A 19,221-nucleotide genomic window follows, 5' to 3' on the forward strand; every position below is an offset into this window, starting at 1 on the left:
GTCATTTTGCCAGGAGGTGAACCGGAAACTCGATCACGCAGCTCAGCCCTTCCGGCTTGAACATGATCGTGACATCTCCATCCAGGGAGGGCCCGACCAGCCGTTCCAGAAGCTTTCGGCCAAAGCCGGTTCTCTTCGGCTCGACCACTTCCGGCCCTCCGGTTTCCGTCCAGGTCAGCCGGATCACCTCCCCGACCTGTTCCCACGACACCTCCAGATGTCCTTCCAGAACCGAAAGCGCGCCGTATTTCGCCGCGTTTGTCGTCAGCTCGTGCAGGGCAAGTCCCAGGTTTTGCGCGGCGTCGGCGGAGATCGTTCTTGCGTCGCCGTGAATATTGATCTGGGAGCTGCCCAGATCGATGGACTGGCCGAGATGGGCGCGCACAAGCTCGCCTATGTCCGCGCCGGACCAGGATTGCGACACGAGCAGGTCGTGACTGGCCGCCATCGCCTGCAATCTGGCTGAAAAGCTGTCGACAAAATCGTCTGTGGTGTCCGATCTCGCAGCCGTTTGCCGGGCCATTGCCTGAATAACCGCCAGAAGGTTTTTCGACCTGTGGGTCAACTCGCGCATGACGAGGTGCATCTGGCGCTCGTTCTCACGCTCTTGCGTCATGTCCACCGCGGTTCCGATCACACCGGTGACGGTGCCCTCGCCGTCTTTGGCCGGATCGAGCCGGACATGATAGTTCCTCGTGCCGCCGTCGATGTCCACGTCAACCTCGATGACCTTGCTTTCACCCGACCTGACAACGGCCTGCTTGGCCGGAACCATCTGCAATTGGTCTTCCTCGGAAAAAAGATCCGAATCCGAATGGCCCAGAAAGAACTCGGCCGTCAGACCGGGAGGCGGATTGACGACGTGAACGTATTTCAGATTGCTGTCCTGCTCGAAAACGGTGATCAGCGACCCGGAAAGAGCCTTTTCGAACCGCATGTTCGCATCGGCGAGCTGGCTGGCCATGGTGGCAAGACGTATCTCGTAAAGATGCTTTTCCGTCATGTCGACGGCCGTGCACAGAACACCGTCCGTCACGCCATCCGCGTCCCGGGTGGCGTGGACGATCAGATCGAGAAAGACAGTTCCGGTTTCCTCGTTTTCAATCGCGACATAGGCCGACGCGGATTCGCCGGTCTCCATCACCCGTTGCTTCAGGGGAACCACTTCGGCCACCGTTTCCGCCGGCAGCACGTCCTCGTCCCTCTTGCCGGTCAGCTCCCCCGGGTCAAATCCAAATCTCGGATTGTGAATCCACGTGTAGCGCAGATCGGCGTCCTGGGAGAAGACGGAGATATTCGACCCGGTCAGTGCCTTTTCGAAGCGGTCGTTGATCCGGTTGAGTTCGCTCCGGCTTTTGCCAACTTCGGTGTTCAGCTCAAGGTTTTCGACTTCCAACAGTTCGTTGGCCCGTTCAAGGTCGCGCAGGGAGGGAATCGCGAGGAGCTTCGGCAGCATCAGCCAGGCTACCACGGCGGTGACCACGGAAATCAGGGCGGCGACCGCCTTGACCAGTCCCTGAGCGCCGTATGCAGGCCACCAAAGGGTCACCAGATCAAACAGATGCGTCAGGGCACAAGCCAGAATGAACGCCACGAACAGATAGCCGATCTTGCGCGAATTTCCGCGAATATCGGGCCGCTTGTGGAGGAAGGTCAGCATCGCCACGGGAATGGCGATATAGGCAAGTGCAATCAGCACGTCCGAGACCGCGTGAAGAGCCACCAGGTCGGGCCGCCAGAGCAGGCAATAGCCATGCGGGATGAACGACGCGGCGCCGAAAAGATAAGTCAGAAGATCGGCCATCTCACACCGGCTCCCTTCGTGGGTGATCGGTCATTCCCGTCCTTCCGGACCACGCTGTTTGCGGTGGTCTGTTTGTTGATTGCCGACACTTTTTACCGGAACCTTCACCGTCTGGAACCGTTTCCCTGATGTCAACGAAATCAAGGAGATATTCAACCATGAACTGGGACCAGATCGAAGGCAACTGGAAGGAATTCAAGGGCAAGGCGCAGGCCCGGTGGGGCAAGCTGACGGACGACGAGTTCGACCGTATCGAAGGCCGCCGCACCGAACTCGCCGGCCTGATCCAGCAGAAGTACGGCAAGACCCGCGATGAAGCGGAGCAGGAAATCGACAGCTGGCTTTCCAGCAACTGACAGAGGAAGGCGGGCAATGCCCGCCTTCTCTCCGACCGTTTCAATTTTTTTTTCAAGCAAGATCTTCGTTCCGAATATCGGACTTCAGTCGGCACGATGCTGCCGGTCACACCGGGGCAGACCGCACCGTCGGCTCGCGTTCAGCTGTGGCCGCCTCAGGCGGCAACCGCGTCCGCACCCTTGAAGAACAGCGCCTGGCTGATCCCGGCCTTGACCGTATTGGGATTGAACGGCTTGGTGATCAGGAAAGTCGGCTCCGGACGTTCGCCGGTGAGCAGCCGCTCGGGAAACGAAGTGATGAAGATAACCGGGACGGACATCTCGGACAGGATCTCCTTGACGGCGTCGATGCCCGACGATCCGTCCGCCAGCTGGATGTCGGCCAGAACAAGCCCCGGCGCCTTGTTTTTCGCCGCAGCGATCGCGTCGCTTGCCGTACGGGCAACGGTCGTGACCGAATGACCGAGCGATTCGACAATATGGGTGAGATCCATCGAAATCAGAGGCTCGTCCTCAATGATCAGGACCTCCGTCTTGGTCTGACGGTCGATCTCATCAATGGCGTCCTTGATGAGTTGGGTAACCTCGTCTTCGCTCCGGTCGATGATGCGGGCCGTGTCCGGGATGGAAAATCCTTCCAGGGTGGACAGGAGCAATGTCTGGCGGCTTTCCGGCGCCATGCTGGACAGCCGCTGCTGGGCGGTCTGCTCGAAGATCGAGGCAGACCCGCCATCGGTCACCGGCGGAATGACGGTGGCATTCCACAACACGTGGAAGAGACGGTACAATCCGATCTTCACGCCGTCGTCAGTGCTGATTATGGATTGGTCCGCCACCAACGCCTGCAGACAGGCCCGAACGTAGGCATCGCCGCTTTTCTGTGTACCGGACAATGCTCTCGCGTATCGGCGAAGGTAAGGCAACAAAGGCGCGATTTCTTGGGAAAGGCTCATGGACATGTAGGAATTCCTCAACGTGACACCGCTTGTTCGCGGCCATTGCTGTTGGCGTTTGACGCCCCAATAGGCTGAAAATGCGCGAGCAAAAAAAAAGTTCCACGCCGAGGGAACTTTTTTTTCCGCGTGGCGTTTACAGTCAGATTTCAAGGACAGCGCCCCATATCAGACGTTTAGGAATACGCCATGGCACATAAATCCCAACCAAATCGGGCGGCCTCCGATTTTGGTACCATCAAGCCCACCGTCGGAGCCAACAGCAAGGAAGACTGGATCGGAAGCCAGCTCAAGAAGGTCTACGACGAGGCTCTTGTCGAGGATATTCCCTCCGACATGCTCGATCTGCTTTCCGCGCTGGATGACAGCGACAAGGAAGACCAGGACACCGGCGAGGAGACCTCAAAATGAGCAACGCCAGTTTCAAACAGGATCTGGTCGATATCATCCCCAGATTGCGCGCGTTCGCGCGGTCCATCAGCGGGGACAGGGATCGCGCCGACGACCTCGTCCAGGAAACCCTGGCCAAGGCGATCGCCAACAAGGACAAGTTCACCGAGGGCACGAACCTCACGGCATGGCTGATCACGATCCTGAGAAATCAGTATTATTCGGTCGGACGCAAGATGCAGCGTGAAGTCGCCGATCCGGATGGTGAACATGCGGCGACCCTTGAATCGAAGCCCCAACAGGCCGGACATCTTGAGCTCAAGGATTTTCTCAGCGCTCTGCAGGTCCTGCCCGATGACCAGCGTGAAGCCCTGATCCTGATCGGTGCGAGCGGGTTCTCCTACGAGGAAGCCGCCGGCATTCTCGACGTCAAGGTCGGCACTGTCAAAAGCCGTGTATCACGTGCCCGTCTGCGGCTGGAAGAACTGATGAACGGCAACGAAGCGTTCGAACGGTCCGAAGTGGCGGCTGCAGAATCAGCGGCCCTGATCCAGGAAGCCCTGTCCCTCTGATCTTCTTGCCGTTTCTTCTTGCCGACGGCTCTTGTCCCGCATCCGACAGCTTTTGCCCCGCACACTGAGCCGCGCGCCTGGCGCGCGGCCTTTTTTTTTCAAAAGGACAGCCGTGTGAGCAAATCTCCAAAGCACCCCGAGAGCGACATCGCCGAAAACGAGAGCTATCTGACGGAAGAGCGGTTGCGGGAGGACGGCACACGGCTCAGCGACAACGACCTGGCTGAAGTCGGCGACAAGCTGCGGCTGAGAGTTGCGGTGGTCTATGAGATCATCCGTCAGGAGGGCGAAGAGGAACTTGCCAGGGCGCCCAGGAACCTGTGGTGGTCGGGCATCGCAGCAGGCCTGTCCATCGGGTTTTCGGTTCTGGCGGAGGCCTTGCTGCGCGCCCATCTGCCGGATACAGGCTGGCGCCATCTTGTCGAGAACCTCGGCTACGGCGTCGGTTTCCTGATCGTGATCATGGCCCGCCAGCAGCTCTTTACCGAAAACACGCTGACGGCGGTTCTTCCGGCGATCAGCACCGGCAAGCGGACGACCTACCTGCGGGTCGCACGGCTCTGGGTCATCGTGTTCGCGGCCAACATGGTGGGCACCCTGATTTTCGGCAGCGCCCTCGCCTCCGGTCTGTTCGTGACGGACGAGGTTCATGCGGCGGTCGCCGAGCTTTCCCGGCACATGATGGAAATCCCCGCGGACCAGATGTTCCTGCGTGGCATCGTCGCCGGCTGGATCGTGGCTACGCTTGTGTGGCTGCTGCCAAGCGCCGAGAATTCCAAGGTCGCGATCATTTTCCTGATGGCCTGGCTGATCGCTGCGCTCGACCTGACCCACGTGGTCGCCGGGTCCGTCGAGGCGGTGTTCAGTTTCTGGACCGGTGATGCAAGTCTGATCGAGGGCGTCGCCGACTTTCTGCTGCCGACGCTGCTGGGAAACATTGTCGGCGGATCCGCGCTGTTCGCGCTGGTCGCACACGCCCAGGTCAACAAGGAAATCTAGTCCGTCCGGACGCCTTCTGGACCCAAGGGAAAGAACCCGAAATGCCACTGGCCTATCAAGGCAATGTCCGCCTGCAAAAGCTCCAGCAACTGGTCAAGGGATTCCTGTTCATTCCCGTCTGCATCGCCCTTCTGGGCGCTTTGCTGGCCTGCCTCGCGCTGGTCGTCGACGACCAGAAACTCCTGTCAAAGGCCTTCGACAGCCTGCGCTACAACACGATCAGCGCGGAAGGCGCCCGGTCCGTCCTCTCGACCATAGCCGGCGCGATGATGTCGGTGATCAGCCTTGTCTATTCGCTGACGCTTGTCGTTTTCACGCTTGCCGCCGGCAACATATCTCCCCGGCTTCTGGAAACCTTCGCCAGCAACCGCACCACCCAGATCACGATCGGCCTGCTGGGAGCCACGTTCCTTTATGCGCTGCTGGTCCTGTTTGTTGTCGATGACGGGCGTGAAGTGCGCTTCTCCGTTGCCACCTCGATCGCCCTCGCGGCCGCAAGTTTCTTCTGGCTGGTCTATTTCGTGAACGATGTCGCCGGCCGCATCAGGGTCGATGCGGAAATAGGCCGGATCCAGGCCTCCCTGCGCAGCTCCATTGATACCCTCTTGACCCATGAACCACGCGAGGCCCCCGACGACCGCGACGAGATCCCGGATCTGCCGGTTTGGCCAGCCGTCGCCCAACGCAGTGGCTATGTCACCTTCATCGACAGTGACGCGCTGATCAAATTTGCGCAGACCGTCGACGGCTTCGTCGAGGTGCTGGTGCCACCAGGCACCTTTGTGATTGAACGCATGCCGATCGCCGAAGTGCGCACCAGGGCCGAAGATCCGGAGCTGGAGGCTTTGCATCCCGCGTTCCAGGTTTCAAAGGCACGCGCGCCGGAAGGCGATATCCAGTTCTCGGTCCACCTGATGGTCGAGATCGCGCTGCGGGCGCTGTCGCCGGGGATCAACGACGCCTATACGGCGATCAGCGCGATCGACCATCTGTCCGCGAGCATCGCCGGGATCCTGCAGCGGGGCGCGCCGAGTTCGCTGCTCAGCGACAAGGACGGCACGCCGCGTGTCTGGCTGGATCTTCTGGAAGTGCACGACATACTCAATGCGGCGATGCGGCCGCTGCGCCAGTCGGCCAAGACCAACATTCTGGTGCTCGATCACCTGATCCAGGCGCTGGAAAAAATGGCGCTGGTTTCAAGGCCTGAACATCTGCCGCTGCTGCGGCGGCATCTGGTTGCCATCGCCCGGGATGCACGCTTTTCGATCGAGAGCGGACCGGACCGGACCCAGATCTCCGGCCGGCTTCATGCCGCAAGAAAAGCAACCAGGAAAAAGAACACGTAAAAAAGGGCGCCCTGGAGCGCCCTTTTTCAATACGTCCGGTCGACTCGGGACCGTCAGACCCTGCGGCCCCTGACCAGGTGCATCACCGCGGAAATCAGGAACAGGGCGATTGCGACGACGAAGATCAGCTTGGCGATCGACACGGCCGTACCGGCAACTCCGCCAAATCCAAGAACAGCGGCGATCAAAGCAACCACCAGAAAGAACAAAGCCCAAGAAAGCATAGAAACCTCCATTATAAGATGCATGTCCGGGAAACGCGGCTTTGGCAAATGAGTTCCTCATTATTTTGGTATTTTTTCGTCAGGCAGGTCTCATTTGATTGTCGCATGATCATCTTTCGCGTCGTGCGTGCTGTTTTTTTCACAAATATCGGAACTTTTTCTACGCCAACTCCGTTTTCGTCACAGTTATCAATTGGAGATACGTGATCATGGAATATGGAATTCTCGGACTGCTCGTCGTCATTCTCGACATCTACGCCATCCTGAAAATCTTTCAGAGTGGCGCATCGACCGGAGCCAAACTGCTCTGGACCCTCGGCATCCTGATCTTCCCGGTCGTCGGCTTCATCGTCTGGCTCATCGCCGGCCCGCGCGGCTCCAGCCAGTTAGCCTAAATAAAGGCAATAATAAAAAACGCGCCTCCGGGCGCGTTTTTTATTGGAACAAAACAAACTCCCGAAAGTTTACCAAATGTAATCACGACTTTCGAATAAAATCACGAAAGGATTAAGTTCATGATTCGCCAACTTCTTGCCACTACTGCTCTCGTTGCCACGGTTGCGACCGGCGCCATTGCCCAGAGCGACACGACCGTGAACACCGGCGCGGAAGCCGGCGACACGCAGGCTTCCGGTCTCTATGAGTTCGAGGTCCACACCCTCGCACCGAATGCGACCACCGGATTTCTGGCCACCAACATGATCGGCAAGGCCGTCATGACCGGTGAAACCGACGAAGCCGAGGAAATCGGCGACATCAATGACGTCATCATTGGCCGTGACGGCAACGTCCGCGCCGTGATCGTCGGCGTCGGCGGGTTCCTGGGCCTGGGGGAAAAGGAAGTTGCACTCGACTTCTCCCGTCTGTCCTTCGCCTCTGAAGGCGACGACCAGTTCATGGTTGTCAGCGATGCCAGTCGCGAAGAGCTGGAAAACGCCAAATCGTATGAACGGCCCGACTACATTCCTGACTGGATGTCGACCTCTTCCGTTCGCGACGAGATGAACAAGATCTCGAACGGCGCGAAGAACTCCTACGAGACGGTCCGCAAGGAAGCGATCGACCCGGCCAAAAAGCGTATCGACGAAGCGGTCAACAGCAACTGGACTGCGGAGAACACGCAGGTTGATGCCAGAACCGTGTCGACCGAAGCCCTCATCGGCGCTGACGTCTACACCAGCCAGGACAACAATATCGGCGAAATCGCGCAGATCCTGATCGGTGAAGACGGTCAGGCCGAGGCGGTGGTCATCGATGTTGGCGGGTTCCTCGGCTTCGGTGAAAAGCCGGTCGCCGTGTCCTTTGACAGCTTGCGCATGTTCGAAACCGAGAACGGCGACCTGCTGGTGACGGCTCCCTTCACCGAGGAAGAGCTGGAAAACGCCAAGACGTTCGAAGCGGCGTCCTACAAGCAGAACCCGGACAGCCTCACGCTGACCAGGTAAATCGCGCCCCACGGGGGACGAGACGAGAACTGACGAGACGGGCCGCGCAAGCGGCCCGTTTTTGTTGCTGAAGCCGATGCGGTTCAGCCGCCCGCCCTCCGGGATTGCTCGTGCCTTCCAGCTCTCCGCAAGAGGCCTCCCCCCTCGGCGCCTTCCCCGACCTGATCGGGGATCCATTCGTTTCCAGAGCAGTTCACGAGGACATCCGGATCGCCAGTTTCACCGGACAGATCCATCCTCGCAGCGAACCGAAAGGTGGCGGGCTGAAAGAGGAACTGGATCCCCGATCAAGTCGGGGAAGGCCACCCGGGGTGTGGCCAGGCTTTTCTTTCCAACAGGATTGATTGCTTGTGCCTTCCGGCACTCCGGACGGGCATTCCCCTCGCTTCGACGCCTTCCCCGACTTGATCGGGGATCCCTTCAATTCCAGAGCAGTGCGCGAGGACATCCGGATCGCCAGTCCCCCCGGACAGGTCCATCCTCGCAGCAGAGAGATATGTAACAGGCTGAAAGGGTGACTGGATCCCCGATCAAGTCGGGGAAGGCCACCCGGAGGGCCGGGTGGCAGGCCTCTGCCCCGGACATGGCGGCTTCTCTCTGGCCTTATAGTCGGGGCCAGGACTTGAACGGCAAAAAGGCCGGTCGCGAGACCGGCCTTTCCAGGTGTTTTCAGGTCGTGAGTGTCAGTTCGCCGAGGTCAGCGTCAGATGGCTGACACCCAATGTCAGGTTGGTGCCGGTCTGGCTTTCCAGACTGACAGGGTTGAGGGCAACGGACTTGTCGAAGCCACCGACAAGAGCGTTGGCCTTCAGGCCCGCGCCCAGGCTCGCGCCGGCCGTCACGCCGCCGTATTCGCCTTCAAGCGCGCCCGGCTCCATGTCCGCGCTGGGGGCCAGGACGCCCCAGACCAGGGTCGCTTCGCTGGTCGTGCCGATGTCCAGACCGAAATCGCGGACCGTGCCGGTGTACCGGGCCCTGTCGCCACCCGTGGCCGGATCGTAGCTGCAGTTCAGCGTCGCCTTCGACCCGATGATGAAATTTGTTTCCTGAACCAGCGCGCAGGTCAGCGTGCCGACCTTGACACCCGGCCCCTTGTCTTGCGCGATGGCGGGTGCTGCCAGCATGGAGGTGCCGGACAGGACCAGTGCGATTGCCGCAAAACGTTTCATGGAATTCTCCTTGAGTTGATACCACCCGAGCCGTTCGAAGGAGCGGCTGTTCGGTGCTCGTCAGGCAAGCCGGACAGGCTCGCATTCGATGTTGAGAGAACGGCTGGACGGGTCGGCGGTTCCAAAGAATTCTTTTTGAGGACCGGTTGGGTGACAGAATGTCTGGTGCGCATGTACGTGGCTGACACACGCAGTCACGTACATGCGCCTTGGCGAGATGTGTCGCACTCCTGAAGTATTGCAATTTTTCCGTGTATTTGTATAATTATTAAATATTCAAGTCATATATACGTAATTTTACTTAAGTAACTTCCATATACCGAACCAATACCACCGAGTCTTTCCCGGCTTTTCATGGATTAGATGGAGGACAAGAACATGAAAACGTTTGTCATATTTGTATTTTTCGCCCTTTTCAGCTTTGCGATGGAAGCCCGAGGAGCCTCGTGCGACGCGATCCCGGCAAACTCCCAGCTCCCATTGAGCAGCGTCAATGGCTACACGATCTCGAACTCGACGCCGGGAACATCTACCCACTCGGATCAAAACGGCTCCATCCAGTTAAACGGCGGCTTGACCATTGATTTTGATGAGGAACATGTCGGAACTATTCTGGAGTTCCTGGGGGGATCAGTAGGCGATGTTACAGCAAGTGCGACCGGTGGTACCGTACCCCCATTGACCATCGCGGTTCCGAAAACACCCGGCTCCTCGGTCAAGGCCGCCATGTATACTCGTGGCGTCACAAGGCTTGACCTTGTGAGCCAAAACAATGAGGGATTGCTGGCTTCAATCTGTTCCGCAGATTGATCGACTGTTCTCCGTGCGATGTCCATCGGCACGGTTTGCCCCTGACCTGTCCGGGCCTGTACGGGTCACGGCGTGGATTTGCCAGCGAACGGTTCATGCAGGGATGAGCCGCCTGCGCTGTGGCGTCATCCGGCCCTTGCGCAATTGGTGGCGTCGATATCAGGCGCAGAGCCTGACGGACAGAGCCTGCCCCCTGGCGTACGCCCGGCAGAAGCGCGGACGCAGCCTAAGAGCCGCCTAACGCAGCGAAGCGGCTGCCCGACCGGGGTCAGGCAGCCGCTCCTTTGCAATGACATTTACCGCGTGTACGGTCTGAAAAAAGGCTGCAGTGAAAAACCAGGCATTTTAGAACTTGTAGCGCAGCCCGAGCATCAGTTCGTTCGTTGTATAGTCCCCTTCGACGCGCTTTTTCAGGTTGCCGGTCGCACCGGAAGTCAGTTTGGTCCCCGACTTGAATTTTCCAAGATCGACATACCTGTACCCCAGGTCGAGCGTGGCCTTTTCGGACAATTTGATGCCCGCGCCGGCGCCCAGGCCCCACGCCAGATTGGTTGAAGTGTCGCCATCCCACACCGCGTTGGCAAATCCGGGAGTTGTTGCTGTAAAATTACCCGTCCGGTTGATGGCGATACCCGCCATTCCCGAGACGTTGGGTGTCAGTTCCATCGACCCAAGCTTGAAGGTGTAAATATCAAGAATACCGGCTGCCATGAGGGAATAGGAAGACAAGTCAGCGTCGTATCGTTGATTGGCGCTGAAATTCGCGATCCTTGCATCCCACTGGTGACCTGTTCGATAGTTGAACATCAACTCGGTGCGGAACATGTCCGTGATACTGGTACCCACGCCAAGACCGAACGACCCGCCCAACCCGAGATTGGAATTTTTTGTTCGGGCCGTCGATCCCGTTTGATCCCGAAACGTAATTTTGCCGGCGGAACCACCGATGGAAGCACCAGCTTCGCCTTTTACGTAGAATCCGGACAGAACGTTGTCTTCTGCGTTTGCCTGGTTCGCGTGAGCCAAACTGGCGAGAACCAGACTGGATGCTGCCCAAAAGATCTGTTTCGAAAAACGCATTTACTCTTGCCCTAACTAAGTCGGTTGCCAGATTGATGTGGTTCATTTCAAGGCGTTCGACTGTTTGTGTGCCTGCCTGTATGTCCTCACAAGCACCGCAGCAAACGGATAACGCCAGAACCCGGCTGTTCAAACTTCGGTGTCAGATCAGTATCAGCGCGCGGCCTAACACGGCGTAAAGACGCCTCGGGAACCCTCGCTAAAAAAACGGATGCGTATTGCGTCACCAGAAACAGGAAGCCGGGTTCAGATCTCCTGCGCCGCGTCAGGCGGCAAACCTGGTATGCATACCTTTTTCACACTGTTGGCCGGAGCCTTCGGTTCGAGAGGTTTTCCGGATGAATTGGGCACCGGCACGGCAATCATTGTGCTGCACGGGTGCGGTCAGGTCGCGCCAGCTGAATTCGCAAGAAGCCGGCCCCCGACCTGCCGAAAGACTAGTCGTCATTGTCCCGCCCCTGTTATCGCTGCGCGGTTCTGGCCGATAAAGCCAGTGGCATGTGCTCTTTGTGACACTCAGGTGGGGTCTGGAACGCTAGAGACAGGTAACAAGAGCGCGCGGCGGCGAAGGAGTACCTGAATGGACAGTTCGAAAGCTGAAAAACTGGACCTGCTGTGCAGTGAAGCTTTCAGGCTTCTGGGGTCCGGCGCCGCAACGGCGTGCCGCGGTCCCGATATCTGGGTCCTCGAATTTGAAACAGGGCCCCCCTGCTTTCTCGTCCCGTTCGAAAAGACCGGTTCCTTTCTTTTGACGGCGCCCGTCGCCCCCCTGCCCGGGCACCGCAGGGAGGCCCTTTATGAACTGCTGTTTCTTGCCAATGAGCAAAGCATGACGGCGGACGGAATGCGATTGGGGCTCGATGGCGCGGAGGGCGATGTGACCCTGACAGTGGACCTTGGCGACACGGATATCCCGCCGCAGGTGTTCCTCGAAGCCCTCAAGAATTTCCGCAACTTGCAAGAGATCTGGTCGACCATCATCGTCACCTGGCAAGGGCAGGAAACACATGGCGGCGAAGCTGCCGCAGCCGTGGCCGAGCCCACGGAGTGGCTGCGCATCTAGCTGCGGCCGGTTTTCGCTTCACTGAAATAACCTTCAAGGACTTCATATGTGCCCGATCATCAGCAATCAGCCACCGCCGACTTTCGATCAGCTCAGAACGAGCATCGAAGAAACGCGCAGATCACACGGCGGACACAAGTCGCTTCGTTTCTCCGACGAGAAGCTGCTCTATGTTTCCAAAAAGTTCAATCGCTCGGGCGGGAAAGCAGCCGAAGAGCGGATGGCAAAGAAGGAAGCCGCGGGTACAGCGCTTTTCAAATCATTGAAAAACGAACTCGGGGCAGACAAGGCCGAGCAGATCTGGTCGCAAGTCTTCACGAACGGCAGTGCAAGCAATCATTTGAATACCAAACACGGTGTTTCGCTGCGAGAATTCGGACTGGTGGCAGAACAGGTTGACAGGCACAAGGCGCAGCAGGCGGAATTGGCAAGCCAGTTCCCCATGGCCGACGGAGACCTGAATTTTCGCGAATTCAATGCTGACCAGCGGAACTCAATGAAGCAACAGATCGGTACAGTTCTGCAGGCTCATCTGGCTTCTCTTGAGGTCCCCGGCGACAATCGCACCACTGGTCCCGCAAGCACCCCCTCCGGCCAGCTGGGCGTCCATCACCAGTTTGTCCTGGATGCCAACAGGAACACTCCCTACCATATCAACGGGACCCGATTGGCCGGTCCGGGAGCCCCAGATGACAATGGGCCTTCCCTGTTTGACCAGTTGGCCGAAGCGGGTATTCGGGAAGATCATATAGGAGCGGTCACGGCACTCACGCACCAGGGGCTCTTCGCGGATTTCATGGCAATCGAATGTCAGGATCCGGACCTGCTGCCGGCAATGCTTGCAGGTGGTGACCCGGGCAGCACGCACACGGAATACGGTGTCACGTCGCTCGATGACGGGACGTACAGAATCAGCGCGTACACATCCTTGAATCTCGCCACTTTCAACGGCGAAAACGGATCCTTTTCACTGGATCCAACCAGTTTGCACCTGCGGTCGATCACGATGCTCCTGGACATGATGACGACCCCGCCCGGCATAAAAATCGAGCAGGCCAGAACGGACCTCAAACTGGTCGTTGAAGCCGACTGATACCGGATTGAACGGGGCCGGATCGAGGCCCCCTCGCGGACCCATCTGCTGCGGCCTTTCTGTTGCCTGTCCACTTTTGCCCACCCTGACGCGATCCGGCTCAGCTCCGGCTCAGCTTCGGCCAGTCAGCAGGCGAACACCCGCAACAGCAAAAAAGGTTCCCAGAACGCCCTGGATGACACGGCGGGACTTGCCGTAAAGGCGGACCATGACAGGGGTGGAAAAGGCCACCGCGTAGAGCACATGGATGGCAATCGACAGCAGGAAGGTGCCAAGAACGATCGCGGCGCCGACCCAAAGCGGCGCACCTTTCTGCAACCCAAGAGAAATGATGGCGATCCAGGCCAGGGCGGCCTTCGGATTGGTCATCTGGATGACGTATCCGCGCCTGAAATACCCGGACGGCGTGCGCCGCCCTCCGGCCAGTTCCCTGGCTTCGATATCATGTCTGGACGCGGCGGACTTCAGCGATTTGAAGGCGAGCCACAGCAAATAGGCCCCGCCGAGGATCTTGATGACCCAAAGCGCCGACGCGTAGGCCGCCAGGATCGCCGACAACCCGAAGACTGTCAGAAGCGCCCAGGTGAACGAACCGCTGGCAACTCCCAGCGCAAGTGAAATTCCGGAGTGGCGCCCCACCCCCATCGACGTGCCTATCACCGCGAGAATGTTAGGGCCGGGACTCGCAATCGCCAGAAGAAAGGCAGAATACGCGAGAAAAATCCCGGGCAGATAGGAACTGAAATCCTGCATCTCGATCTCCAGACACTGTCATATGTTCACTATATGTTCCTAGCCAGGAAATGTCCACACCGGTTTCAGGCCCGCGTCCCGGCAACCGGAGCTCCTCCCCTTTCGGAATTCGGCATCGTCTTCCTGCCTATGTCGAATTCCGACTATTATGAGGGCGAGCACTTCGGTATCAAAAAGCGAAAACTTCTGAAGGCGCTGAACAGAGCAGAGGTTTGATGTTCAAAATTCTTCCTCCTGCCCGGGACCTTGCCACCCTGGTTCAGGGCTATTGGTTTGTTGAAGACCTACCGGGAGACCATGCCGGAGCCATGATCCGAACCAGTCCGGTTCCCTATGCGGTTTTGTCAGTCAACATAGGGCGCCCCAACGCGGAGGAAAACGGACGCTTGGTTCCGGACGTGGCATTGCTGGGGCTGCAGTCTCAAAACCGTTCTTGGTGTTCATGGTCAGACACCTACTTCGTCATGGTGATGCTGACAGTATCGGGCCTTGTACGGCTGTTTTCCCACACGGGACCGTCCAGTGCCGACAGGTTGCTTGATCTTGGCGCGGTCACAGGTGACGGTCCGGCAAAATCCCTAAAAAGCAGCGTTGGTGCAGCTCTTACGCCCCTACGAATCGCGGGGGTTCTGGATCAATGGCTGATTTCCCGGCTGAGCAACATTCAAGCTGTTCCGGAGAGCAGGCAGATCGCTATGGCACACCACGCTTTGCATCGTGGAGAAACTGTCGAGACGGCAGCAAAGCTCGCTGAAGTAGATCGTCGGCAGCTTAACCGCCTCTTCCAGAGACATCTTGGAGTTGGACCAAAGGAACTCGCGAGCCTGGAGCGGTTGCATTCGAGCTTACAGAGTGTTCAGGCCGGATCTGGCGATTCCAAAAACGGATTTAGCGACCAGGCACATCAGACAAGAAGTTGGCGACGGCGACTGGGTGTGACCCCTGGAGCCTACTCTCGCACGGCTCGGACACGACTAACCGAACACTTCGGCACAAACAATCCGTTGTCTGGCATCGCATATTATTTTTGAAGTCAATTGTCCCATTTCTTCAATACAGCCCTCGCCATTTGGGGCAAAGCTCCAATCTCGCAATGGAAAAGGGTATAATATGCGTCTTTATTTGCTTCATCTCGGCACCATGCAGCCCGGTGACGTGCCGGTGCCGGGTTATCTGATTCAAACTGCTGACGGGACAAATATACTCGTTGATTCCGGTTGGCCTCTATCCGCAGTTGATGATCCTCAAAATCCGCCTGGACTTTCGGTCGAGATCAGGCCGGAAGATACCGTGATTGCGCGTCTCGAGGAAATTGGTCTTCAGCCGTCAGATATCCGCTACCTTGTCTGCACACATCTTGACCATGACCATTCCGGCAACCACGATCTATTCACGAGCGCCGAATTTGTCATTCAGCGTCAACACTACGACTTGGCCAAAAGCGCCCATCCTCGCTTTGCAGCCAACCGAGCTGCCTGGGACAATCCCTCGCTCAGGTATCGTCTCATTGACGGCGATGTAGAACTGGTTCCCGGCGTGGAGCTGCTGGAAACCAGCGGGCATGTCCCTGGCCATCAGTCCATTCTTGTGCGTCTTCCGCTCACTGGCAATGTCTTGCTCGCCGCAGACGCCGTCATGCACAGTTCGATGGCAGATGCAGAAACACGCATCATCTATATCACCGATATGGACGACGAGCCGACCATTCGCCTCAGCACTCAGAAGATATCGGATGTCGCAAAAAGGGAAGCAGCAGTCGTTGTATATGGGCATGACGCCCAGCAATGGCCTACACTGCGGCACTCTCCAAGGTTCTATGAATAGAAGCGCTGGTGACCTGCCACGGGATTTTTCCTCCATCGTTGATTAGAGTCCGATCCAACTTGAGGACGGACAATGAAACGAACGAGATTCACGGACGAGCAGATCATCGGCATTCTGGCGGAGCATGAGGCAGGTGCGAAGTGCGCCGATCTGTGTCGTAAGCACGGCATGTCTGAAGGCAATTTCTACAACTGGAAGGCCAAGTTTGGTGGCATGACAGTGTCGGAAGCTAAACGGCTGAAGGGTTTAGAAGACGAGAACGCGAAGCTCAAGAAGTTGCTGGCAGAACAGATGCTCGATCTCGCCGCGATGAAGGAATTGGTTTCAAAAAAGTGGTGACGCCTGCCGGGAAGCGCGAGGCTGTCGCGCACCTGAAGGCACTCTGCGGGCTTTCAGAACGGCGGGCGTGCCGTATTGCAGGGGCGGATCGCAAGATGATCCGCTACCGGTCACGACGTGCGCCGGACACAGCGCTGCGTGGGCGTTTGCGTGAGCTGGCCAATGAACGTCGCCGGTTCGGTTACCGGCGGCTCTTCGTTCTGCTGCGCCGCGAGGGGGAGCCCTCCGGGATCAATCGGATCTATCGGCTGTATCGCGAAGAAGGGCTGACGGTGCGCAAGCGGAAGGCCAGGCGCAAGGCTGTCGGGACAAGGGCGCCGATCCTGGTCGAAGCTCGTGCGAACGCGCGGTGGTCTTTGGACTTCGTGCATGACCAGTTTGCCAAAGGCCAACGCTTCCGGGTGCTGAACGTGGTGGACGACGTCACTCGTGAATGCCTGGCAGCCATCCCGGACACTTCGATCTCCGGGCGCCGTGTTGCACGTGAGCTGACAGCCCTGATCGACCGTCGAGGAAAGCCCGGCATGATTGTCAGCGACAACGGCACGGAACTGACTTCGAACGCGATCCTGCGGTGGTGTTCCGAAAACCGCATTGAATGGCACTACATCGCACCAGGAAAACCTATGCAGAATGGCTTCGTGGAGAGTTTCAACGGTCGGATGCGGGACGAATTGCTCAACGAGACGATGTTCTTGAACCTGGCCCATGCCCGCGTGGTCATCGCCGCATGGCTGGCCGACTACAACACCGAGCGCCCACATTCCGCTTTGGACTACCAGACCCCGGCTGACTATGCGCGGACCCTGGCGACTGCAAGCGCCCGCCCCGCTTCGAGAGATGAAAGCACCGCGTATCGGGCGCTTGCTCAACCTGCGCCAACAGGCGTAAATTCCAACCGGGCTCTAGTCGCGGCTGGATGAAAGATCAGTGGCAGGTCAGCAGGTCAAATTGCCCCCGAGTGCCGATGAGCTAACGAGAAACAGGACGCGCGACTTCCCATCTTGGTCGGGGGCAAATCGAACGGCCCCACAAACAGACCGAATACATAGAAGCAGGGTCAAAGGTGCATCGACAAATCACTTGCAGGGGAAGGCAGTTCATACATGCTTCCCTGAAAGTTCCGCGCTTGGCAGGAAGGTCTGTTTGTGGATCGCTTCTACTTTATCAACCGCGCTTGGTCACTGGAATGCGCACCGTTGAGATATTCAACCGCCCCCAGCGTTCTATGGGTAGATCCGTCTCGGTCAGGCTATCGTGCACATACCAAGTTCTATCGTTCTTTTCCAACCTAATTGGATAGATCAATTGTTCTGTCGGTGTGGCGAAGCGAATGCGAACGACTGTTCCATTTAGAACGGCCAGCGCCATTGCGCGATGTCGTTTGCCATGGACAGCAGGGTTTTCGTTGAGGACGAACTTGCTTGAGCTTTTCTTCGCTTCTAGCCTCGTGTTGTCAGGGAGGCTCTCAATCAACTTTGCTTTAGCGCGCTTGGCTGCGCCCTCGAGGCCTAAAGTTGAAACCATGGGATTTTTTGCGTCAAGAATGAGACCAAGTGCGGCCGCCTCGTCCCTCGCCAGACCCGTCAAGCGCGTGCGGTAGTTAAAACCCAGTTCGATCCCACCACCACTCCCCTGATGAACGATGACCGGCAAACCCGCCTCAGTCATAGCGTCCACATCGCGAAGGATCGTGCGGGGAGCGACCTCCAACTCCAGAGCGAGTTGAACCGATGTCTGGCGACCACGGTTTTGCAAAAGGAGCAGAATTTGAAGAAGACGTGCTGCACGCATAGTGATTTTCCAAACATGACAATAGATGTCATGTTACCTAATTTATGAACTTTCAAAGTGTTTTTTTGAGAGGGACGAGAATGAAGATTTATAGCGTATCCATTCAAATATCGGCTGACGTTGAAAGGGTGTGGGCTGTGTTAACCGAAGACTTACAAAGTGATCCGACGCCATTTGGTATTCTTCGGATCGATGGATCCCTTTCCTTGAACAGCCGCATCAAGCTTTGGTCTGAGGTCAGTCCCCAAAGAGCCTTTGCGCTGAAGGTCACGACGCTTCAAGATCCCCACAAAATGATTTGGAGAGGAGGGATGCCACTTGGACTGTTTACCGGTACCAGGACGTTCCGGCTGTCACAGACAAACGATATGACCACCTTCAGTATGAAGGAGGTCTTTAGCGGAGTTCTTTCAGGGTTAATCGTGAAATCCATTCCAGATCTGAACTCGAGTTTTGAAAAGTTTGCACACGCACTGAAAGAAAAGGCAGAAAGCGATGAATGATGTAGTCTATGGGTCTGGTACTGAAAAAGACCCTTGGGTACTCCAGACGCCACCGCTGACGTCCGAATTTCAAGTGTGGAAGGACGAAGCAAATGACCCGCCTGCCTTGGTCGTGCAAGTTGGCAAAACGAGATTGTCCTACCAACTTCGAGCCCTTGAGGATGCTCATGCGATGCTAAAGGCGCATGGCGACTGGATGTTGCTTGGCAACGCTGACGAGGGCAAAGCGACGAAGCCGGGTTCTTTGGAGGATTGGGCTCGATCACAAAGCAATCCGGTCGGTGGCTACTACGGCTTGCGCAAGGGCTACCGGGGACGTTTTGCAAACTATGTTGGCCCGACGCTGGAGCTATTGGGGCTGGCTGAGCTGGAACACAATGCCAGGAACAACCGTATCCGAGCGTTTTAAGTTTAGGGGCCATCGGTCCGTTCACGGCGATGACACTCCCACAGGCTTAGTGGTCGTCCGGCTGATCACTATGCCCGGAAAACGCTCATACCATAAACGGGCAGGCTTACTCTGAATTGAGAAGACTTGATCTGTTGCTCTGATCCCGTCAAACGGGTTCGAAGATACAATCATTTATGAAAAATGGCGGAGAGGAAGGGATTCGAACCCTCGAGACCCTTCCGGGCCTACTCCCTTAGCAGGGGAGCGCCTTCGACCACTCGGCCACCTCTCCGGTAAAGCCCGTTTACGAACA

General features: G+C 57.5%; 22 protein-coding genes and 1 tRNA gene. 15 read left to right on the top strand and 8 right to left on the bottom strand.

Going from position 1 to position 19,221, the window contains the following annotated elements:
• Position 1: 1 nt before the first annotated feature.
• Positions 2-1,804 (bottom strand): sensor histidine kinase, encoded by a 1,803-nt coding sequence (locus AC0VX3_RS19235; protein WP_475521859.1) that lies wholly within the window; start codon positions 1,802-1,804, stop codon positions 2-4.
• A 158-nt stretch (positions 1,805-1,962) separates the two neighbouring features.
• Here AC0VX3_RS19235 and AC0VX3_RS19240 point away from each other — a divergent pair, with 158 nt between their 5' ends.
• Positions 1,963-2,160, top strand: a complete 198-nt coding sequence (locus AC0VX3_RS19240; protein ID WP_475521860.1) for a CsbD family protein — start codon at positions 1,963-1,965, stop codon at positions 2,158-2,160.
• 155 nt (positions 2,161-2,315) lie between these two features.
• Here the strand turns inward: AC0VX3_RS19240 and AC0VX3_RS19245 are convergent, their stop codons facing one another.
• A complete protein-coding gene (locus AC0VX3_RS19245; RefSeq protein ID WP_342893909.1) occupies positions 2,316-3,113 on the bottom strand; it encodes a response regulator in 798 nt (265 codons plus the stop codon).
• 189 nt (positions 3,114-3,302) lie between these two features.
• Between AC0VX3_RS19245 and AC0VX3_RS19250 the strand changes: the two genes are divergently transcribed.
• The 4 genes from AC0VX3_RS19250 to AC0VX3_RS19265 all read left to right on the top strand — a co-directional run bounded on the left by AC0VX3_RS19250 (position 3,303) and on the right by AC0VX3_RS19265 (position 6,420).
• Entirely contained in the window at positions 3,303-3,524 is a 222-nt protein-coding gene (locus AC0VX3_RS19250) for a NepR family anti-sigma factor (protein WP_475521861.1), read from the top strand.
• Entirely contained in the window at positions 3,521-4,075 is a 555-nt protein-coding gene (locus AC0VX3_RS19255) for a sigma-70 family RNA polymerase sigma factor (protein ID WP_342893907.1), read from the top strand. The genes AC0VX3_RS19250 and AC0VX3_RS19255 overlap by 4 nt, the downstream gene beginning before the upstream one ends.
• A gap of 114 nt (positions 4,076-4,189) precedes the next feature.
• Positions 4,190-5,074: a formate/nitrite transporter family protein gene (locus tag AC0VX3_RS19260; protein WP_475521862.1), complete on the top strand. Its 885-nt coding sequence runs from the start codon at positions 4,190-4,192 to the stop codon at positions 5,072-5,074.
• Positions 5,075-5,115: 41 nt separating this feature from the next.
• Complete coding sequence (locus AC0VX3_RS19265; protein WP_475521863.1) at positions 5,116-6,420, top strand: DUF2254 domain-containing protein; 1,305 nt, start codon at positions 5,116-5,118, stop codon at positions 6,418-6,420.
• A gap of 53 nt (positions 6,421-6,473) precedes the next feature.
• On the opposite strand, the gene AC0VX3_RS19270 is transcribed toward AC0VX3_RS19265, so the two are convergent.
• Positions 6,474-6,644, bottom strand: coding sequence for a DUF1328 domain-containing protein (locus tag AC0VX3_RS19270; RefSeq protein ID WP_475521864.1), 171 nt, complete (start codon positions 6,642-6,644; stop codon positions 6,474-6,476).
• Positions 6,645-6,853: 209 nt separating this feature from the next.
• Here AC0VX3_RS19270 and AC0VX3_RS19275 point away from each other — a divergent pair, with 209 nt between their 5' ends.
• Entirely contained in the window at positions 6,854-7,039 is a 186-nt protein-coding gene (locus tag AC0VX3_RS19275) for a PLD nuclease N-terminal domain-containing protein (RefSeq protein ID WP_342893903.1), read from the top strand.
• A gap of 120 nt (positions 7,040-7,159) precedes the next feature.
• A complete protein-coding gene (locus AC0VX3_RS19280) occupies positions 7,160-8,089 on the top strand; it encodes a PRC-barrel domain-containing protein (protein ID WP_475521865.1) in 930 nt (309 codons plus the stop codon).
• A gap of 683 nt (positions 8,090-8,772) precedes the next feature.
• Here AC0VX3_RS19280 and AC0VX3_RS19285 read toward each other — a convergent pair.
• Positions 8,773-9,258 carry a DUF992 domain-containing protein gene (locus AC0VX3_RS19285; RefSeq protein ID WP_475521866.1) on the bottom strand — a complete coding sequence of 162 codons (486 nt, stop codon included), beginning with the start codon at positions 9,256-9,258 and terminating at the stop codon, positions 8,773-8,775.
• 378 nt (positions 9,259-9,636) lie between these two features.
• Between AC0VX3_RS19285 and AC0VX3_RS19290 the strand changes: the two genes are divergently transcribed.
• Entirely contained in the window at positions 9,637-10,068 is a 432-nt protein-coding gene (locus AC0VX3_RS19290) for a hypothetical protein (RefSeq protein ID WP_475521867.1), read from the top strand.
• A 345-nt stretch (positions 10,069-10,413) separates the two neighbouring features.
• On the opposite strand, the gene AC0VX3_RS19295 is transcribed toward AC0VX3_RS19290, so the two are convergent.
• The gene (locus AC0VX3_RS19295; protein ID WP_475521868.1) at positions 10,414-11,148 is read right to left on the bottom strand and encodes an outer membrane protein; all 735 of its coding nucleotides are present in this window, start codon (positions 11,146-11,148) and stop codon (positions 10,414-10,416) included.
• A gap of 580 nt (positions 11,149-11,728) precedes the next feature.
• Here AC0VX3_RS19295 and AC0VX3_RS19300 point away from each other — a divergent pair.
• Together AC0VX3_RS19300 and AC0VX3_RS19305 are read left to right on the top strand one after the other, a co-directional pair.
• Positions 11,729-12,211: a type III secretion system chaperone gene (locus tag AC0VX3_RS19300; RefSeq protein ID WP_475521869.1), complete on the top strand. Its 483-nt coding sequence runs from the start codon at positions 11,729-11,731 to the stop codon at positions 12,209-12,211.
• A gap of 46 nt (positions 12,212-12,257) precedes the next feature.
• Complete coding sequence (locus AC0VX3_RS19305) at positions 12,258-13,304, top strand: hypothetical protein (RefSeq protein ID WP_475521870.1); 1,047 nt, start codon at positions 12,258-12,260, stop codon at positions 13,302-13,304.
• A 111-nt stretch (positions 13,305-13,415) separates the two neighbouring features.
• Here AC0VX3_RS19305 and AC0VX3_RS19310 read toward each other — a convergent pair whose 3' ends face one another.
• Positions 13,416-14,057 carry a LysE family translocator gene (locus AC0VX3_RS19310; RefSeq protein WP_475521871.1) on the bottom strand — a complete coding sequence of 214 codons (642 nt, stop codon included), beginning with the start codon at positions 14,055-14,057 and terminating at the stop codon, positions 13,416-13,418.
• Positions 14,058-14,272: 215 nt separating this feature from the next.
• On the opposite strand from AC0VX3_RS19310, the gene AC0VX3_RS19315 reads away from it, so the two are divergent.
• The 3 genes from AC0VX3_RS19315 to AC0VX3_RS19325 all read left to right on the top strand — a co-directional run bounded on the left by AC0VX3_RS19315 (position 14,273) and on the right by AC0VX3_RS19325 (position 17,143).
• Entirely contained in the window at positions 14,273-15,088 is an 816-nt protein-coding gene (locus tag AC0VX3_RS19315) for a helix-turn-helix domain-containing protein (RefSeq protein WP_475521872.1), read from the top strand.
• 79 nt (positions 15,089-15,167) lie between these two features.
• Positions 15,168-15,881 (top strand): N-acyl homoserine lactonase family protein, encoded by a 714-nt coding sequence (locus AC0VX3_RS19320; RefSeq protein WP_475521873.1) that lies wholly within the window; start codon positions 15,168-15,170, stop codon positions 15,879-15,881.
• A 72-nt stretch (positions 15,882-15,953) separates the two neighbouring features.
• Positions 15,954-17,143, top strand: a protein-coding gene (locus AC0VX3_RS19325) for an IS3 family transposase (protein WP_475521874.1) whose coding sequence is annotated in 2 segments (ribosomal slippage) — positions 15,954-16,206 and positions 16,206-17,143 — 1,191 coding nt in all. Because the reading frame shifts where the segments join, the coding sequence is not laid out codon by codon here.
• A gap of 244 nt (positions 17,144-17,387) precedes the next feature.
• Here AC0VX3_RS19325 and AC0VX3_RS19330 read toward each other — a convergent pair.
• Complete coding sequence (locus tag AC0VX3_RS19330; RefSeq protein ID WP_475521875.1) at positions 17,388-18,014, bottom strand: helix-turn-helix transcriptional regulator; 627 nt, start codon at positions 18,012-18,014, stop codon at positions 17,388-17,390.
• Positions 18,015-18,094: 80 nt separating this feature from the next.
• On the opposite strand from AC0VX3_RS19330, the gene AC0VX3_RS19335 reads away from it, so the two are divergent.
• Both AC0VX3_RS19335 and AC0VX3_RS19340 read left to right on the top strand, forming a co-directional pair.
• Entirely contained in the window at positions 18,095-18,517 is a 423-nt protein-coding gene (locus AC0VX3_RS19335; protein WP_475521876.1) for an SRPBCC family protein, read from the top strand.
• On the top strand, positions 18,510-18,926 hold the full coding sequence (locus AC0VX3_RS19340) for a DUF6855 family protein (RefSeq protein WP_475521877.1): 417 nt from the start codon (positions 18,510-18,512) through the stop codon (positions 18,924-18,926). Before AC0VX3_RS19335 ends, AC0VX3_RS19340 begins: the two co-directional genes overlap by 8 nt.
• A gap of 184 nt (positions 18,927-19,110) precedes the next feature.
• Here the strand turns inward: AC0VX3_RS19340 and AC0VX3_RS19345 are convergent.
• Positions 19,111-19,200, bottom strand: a tRNA-Ser gene (locus tag AC0VX3_RS19345).
• Positions 19,201-19,221: the final 21 nt, after the last annotated feature.

Source organism: Roseibium sp. QJM3NY_11, from assembly GCF_056173175.1.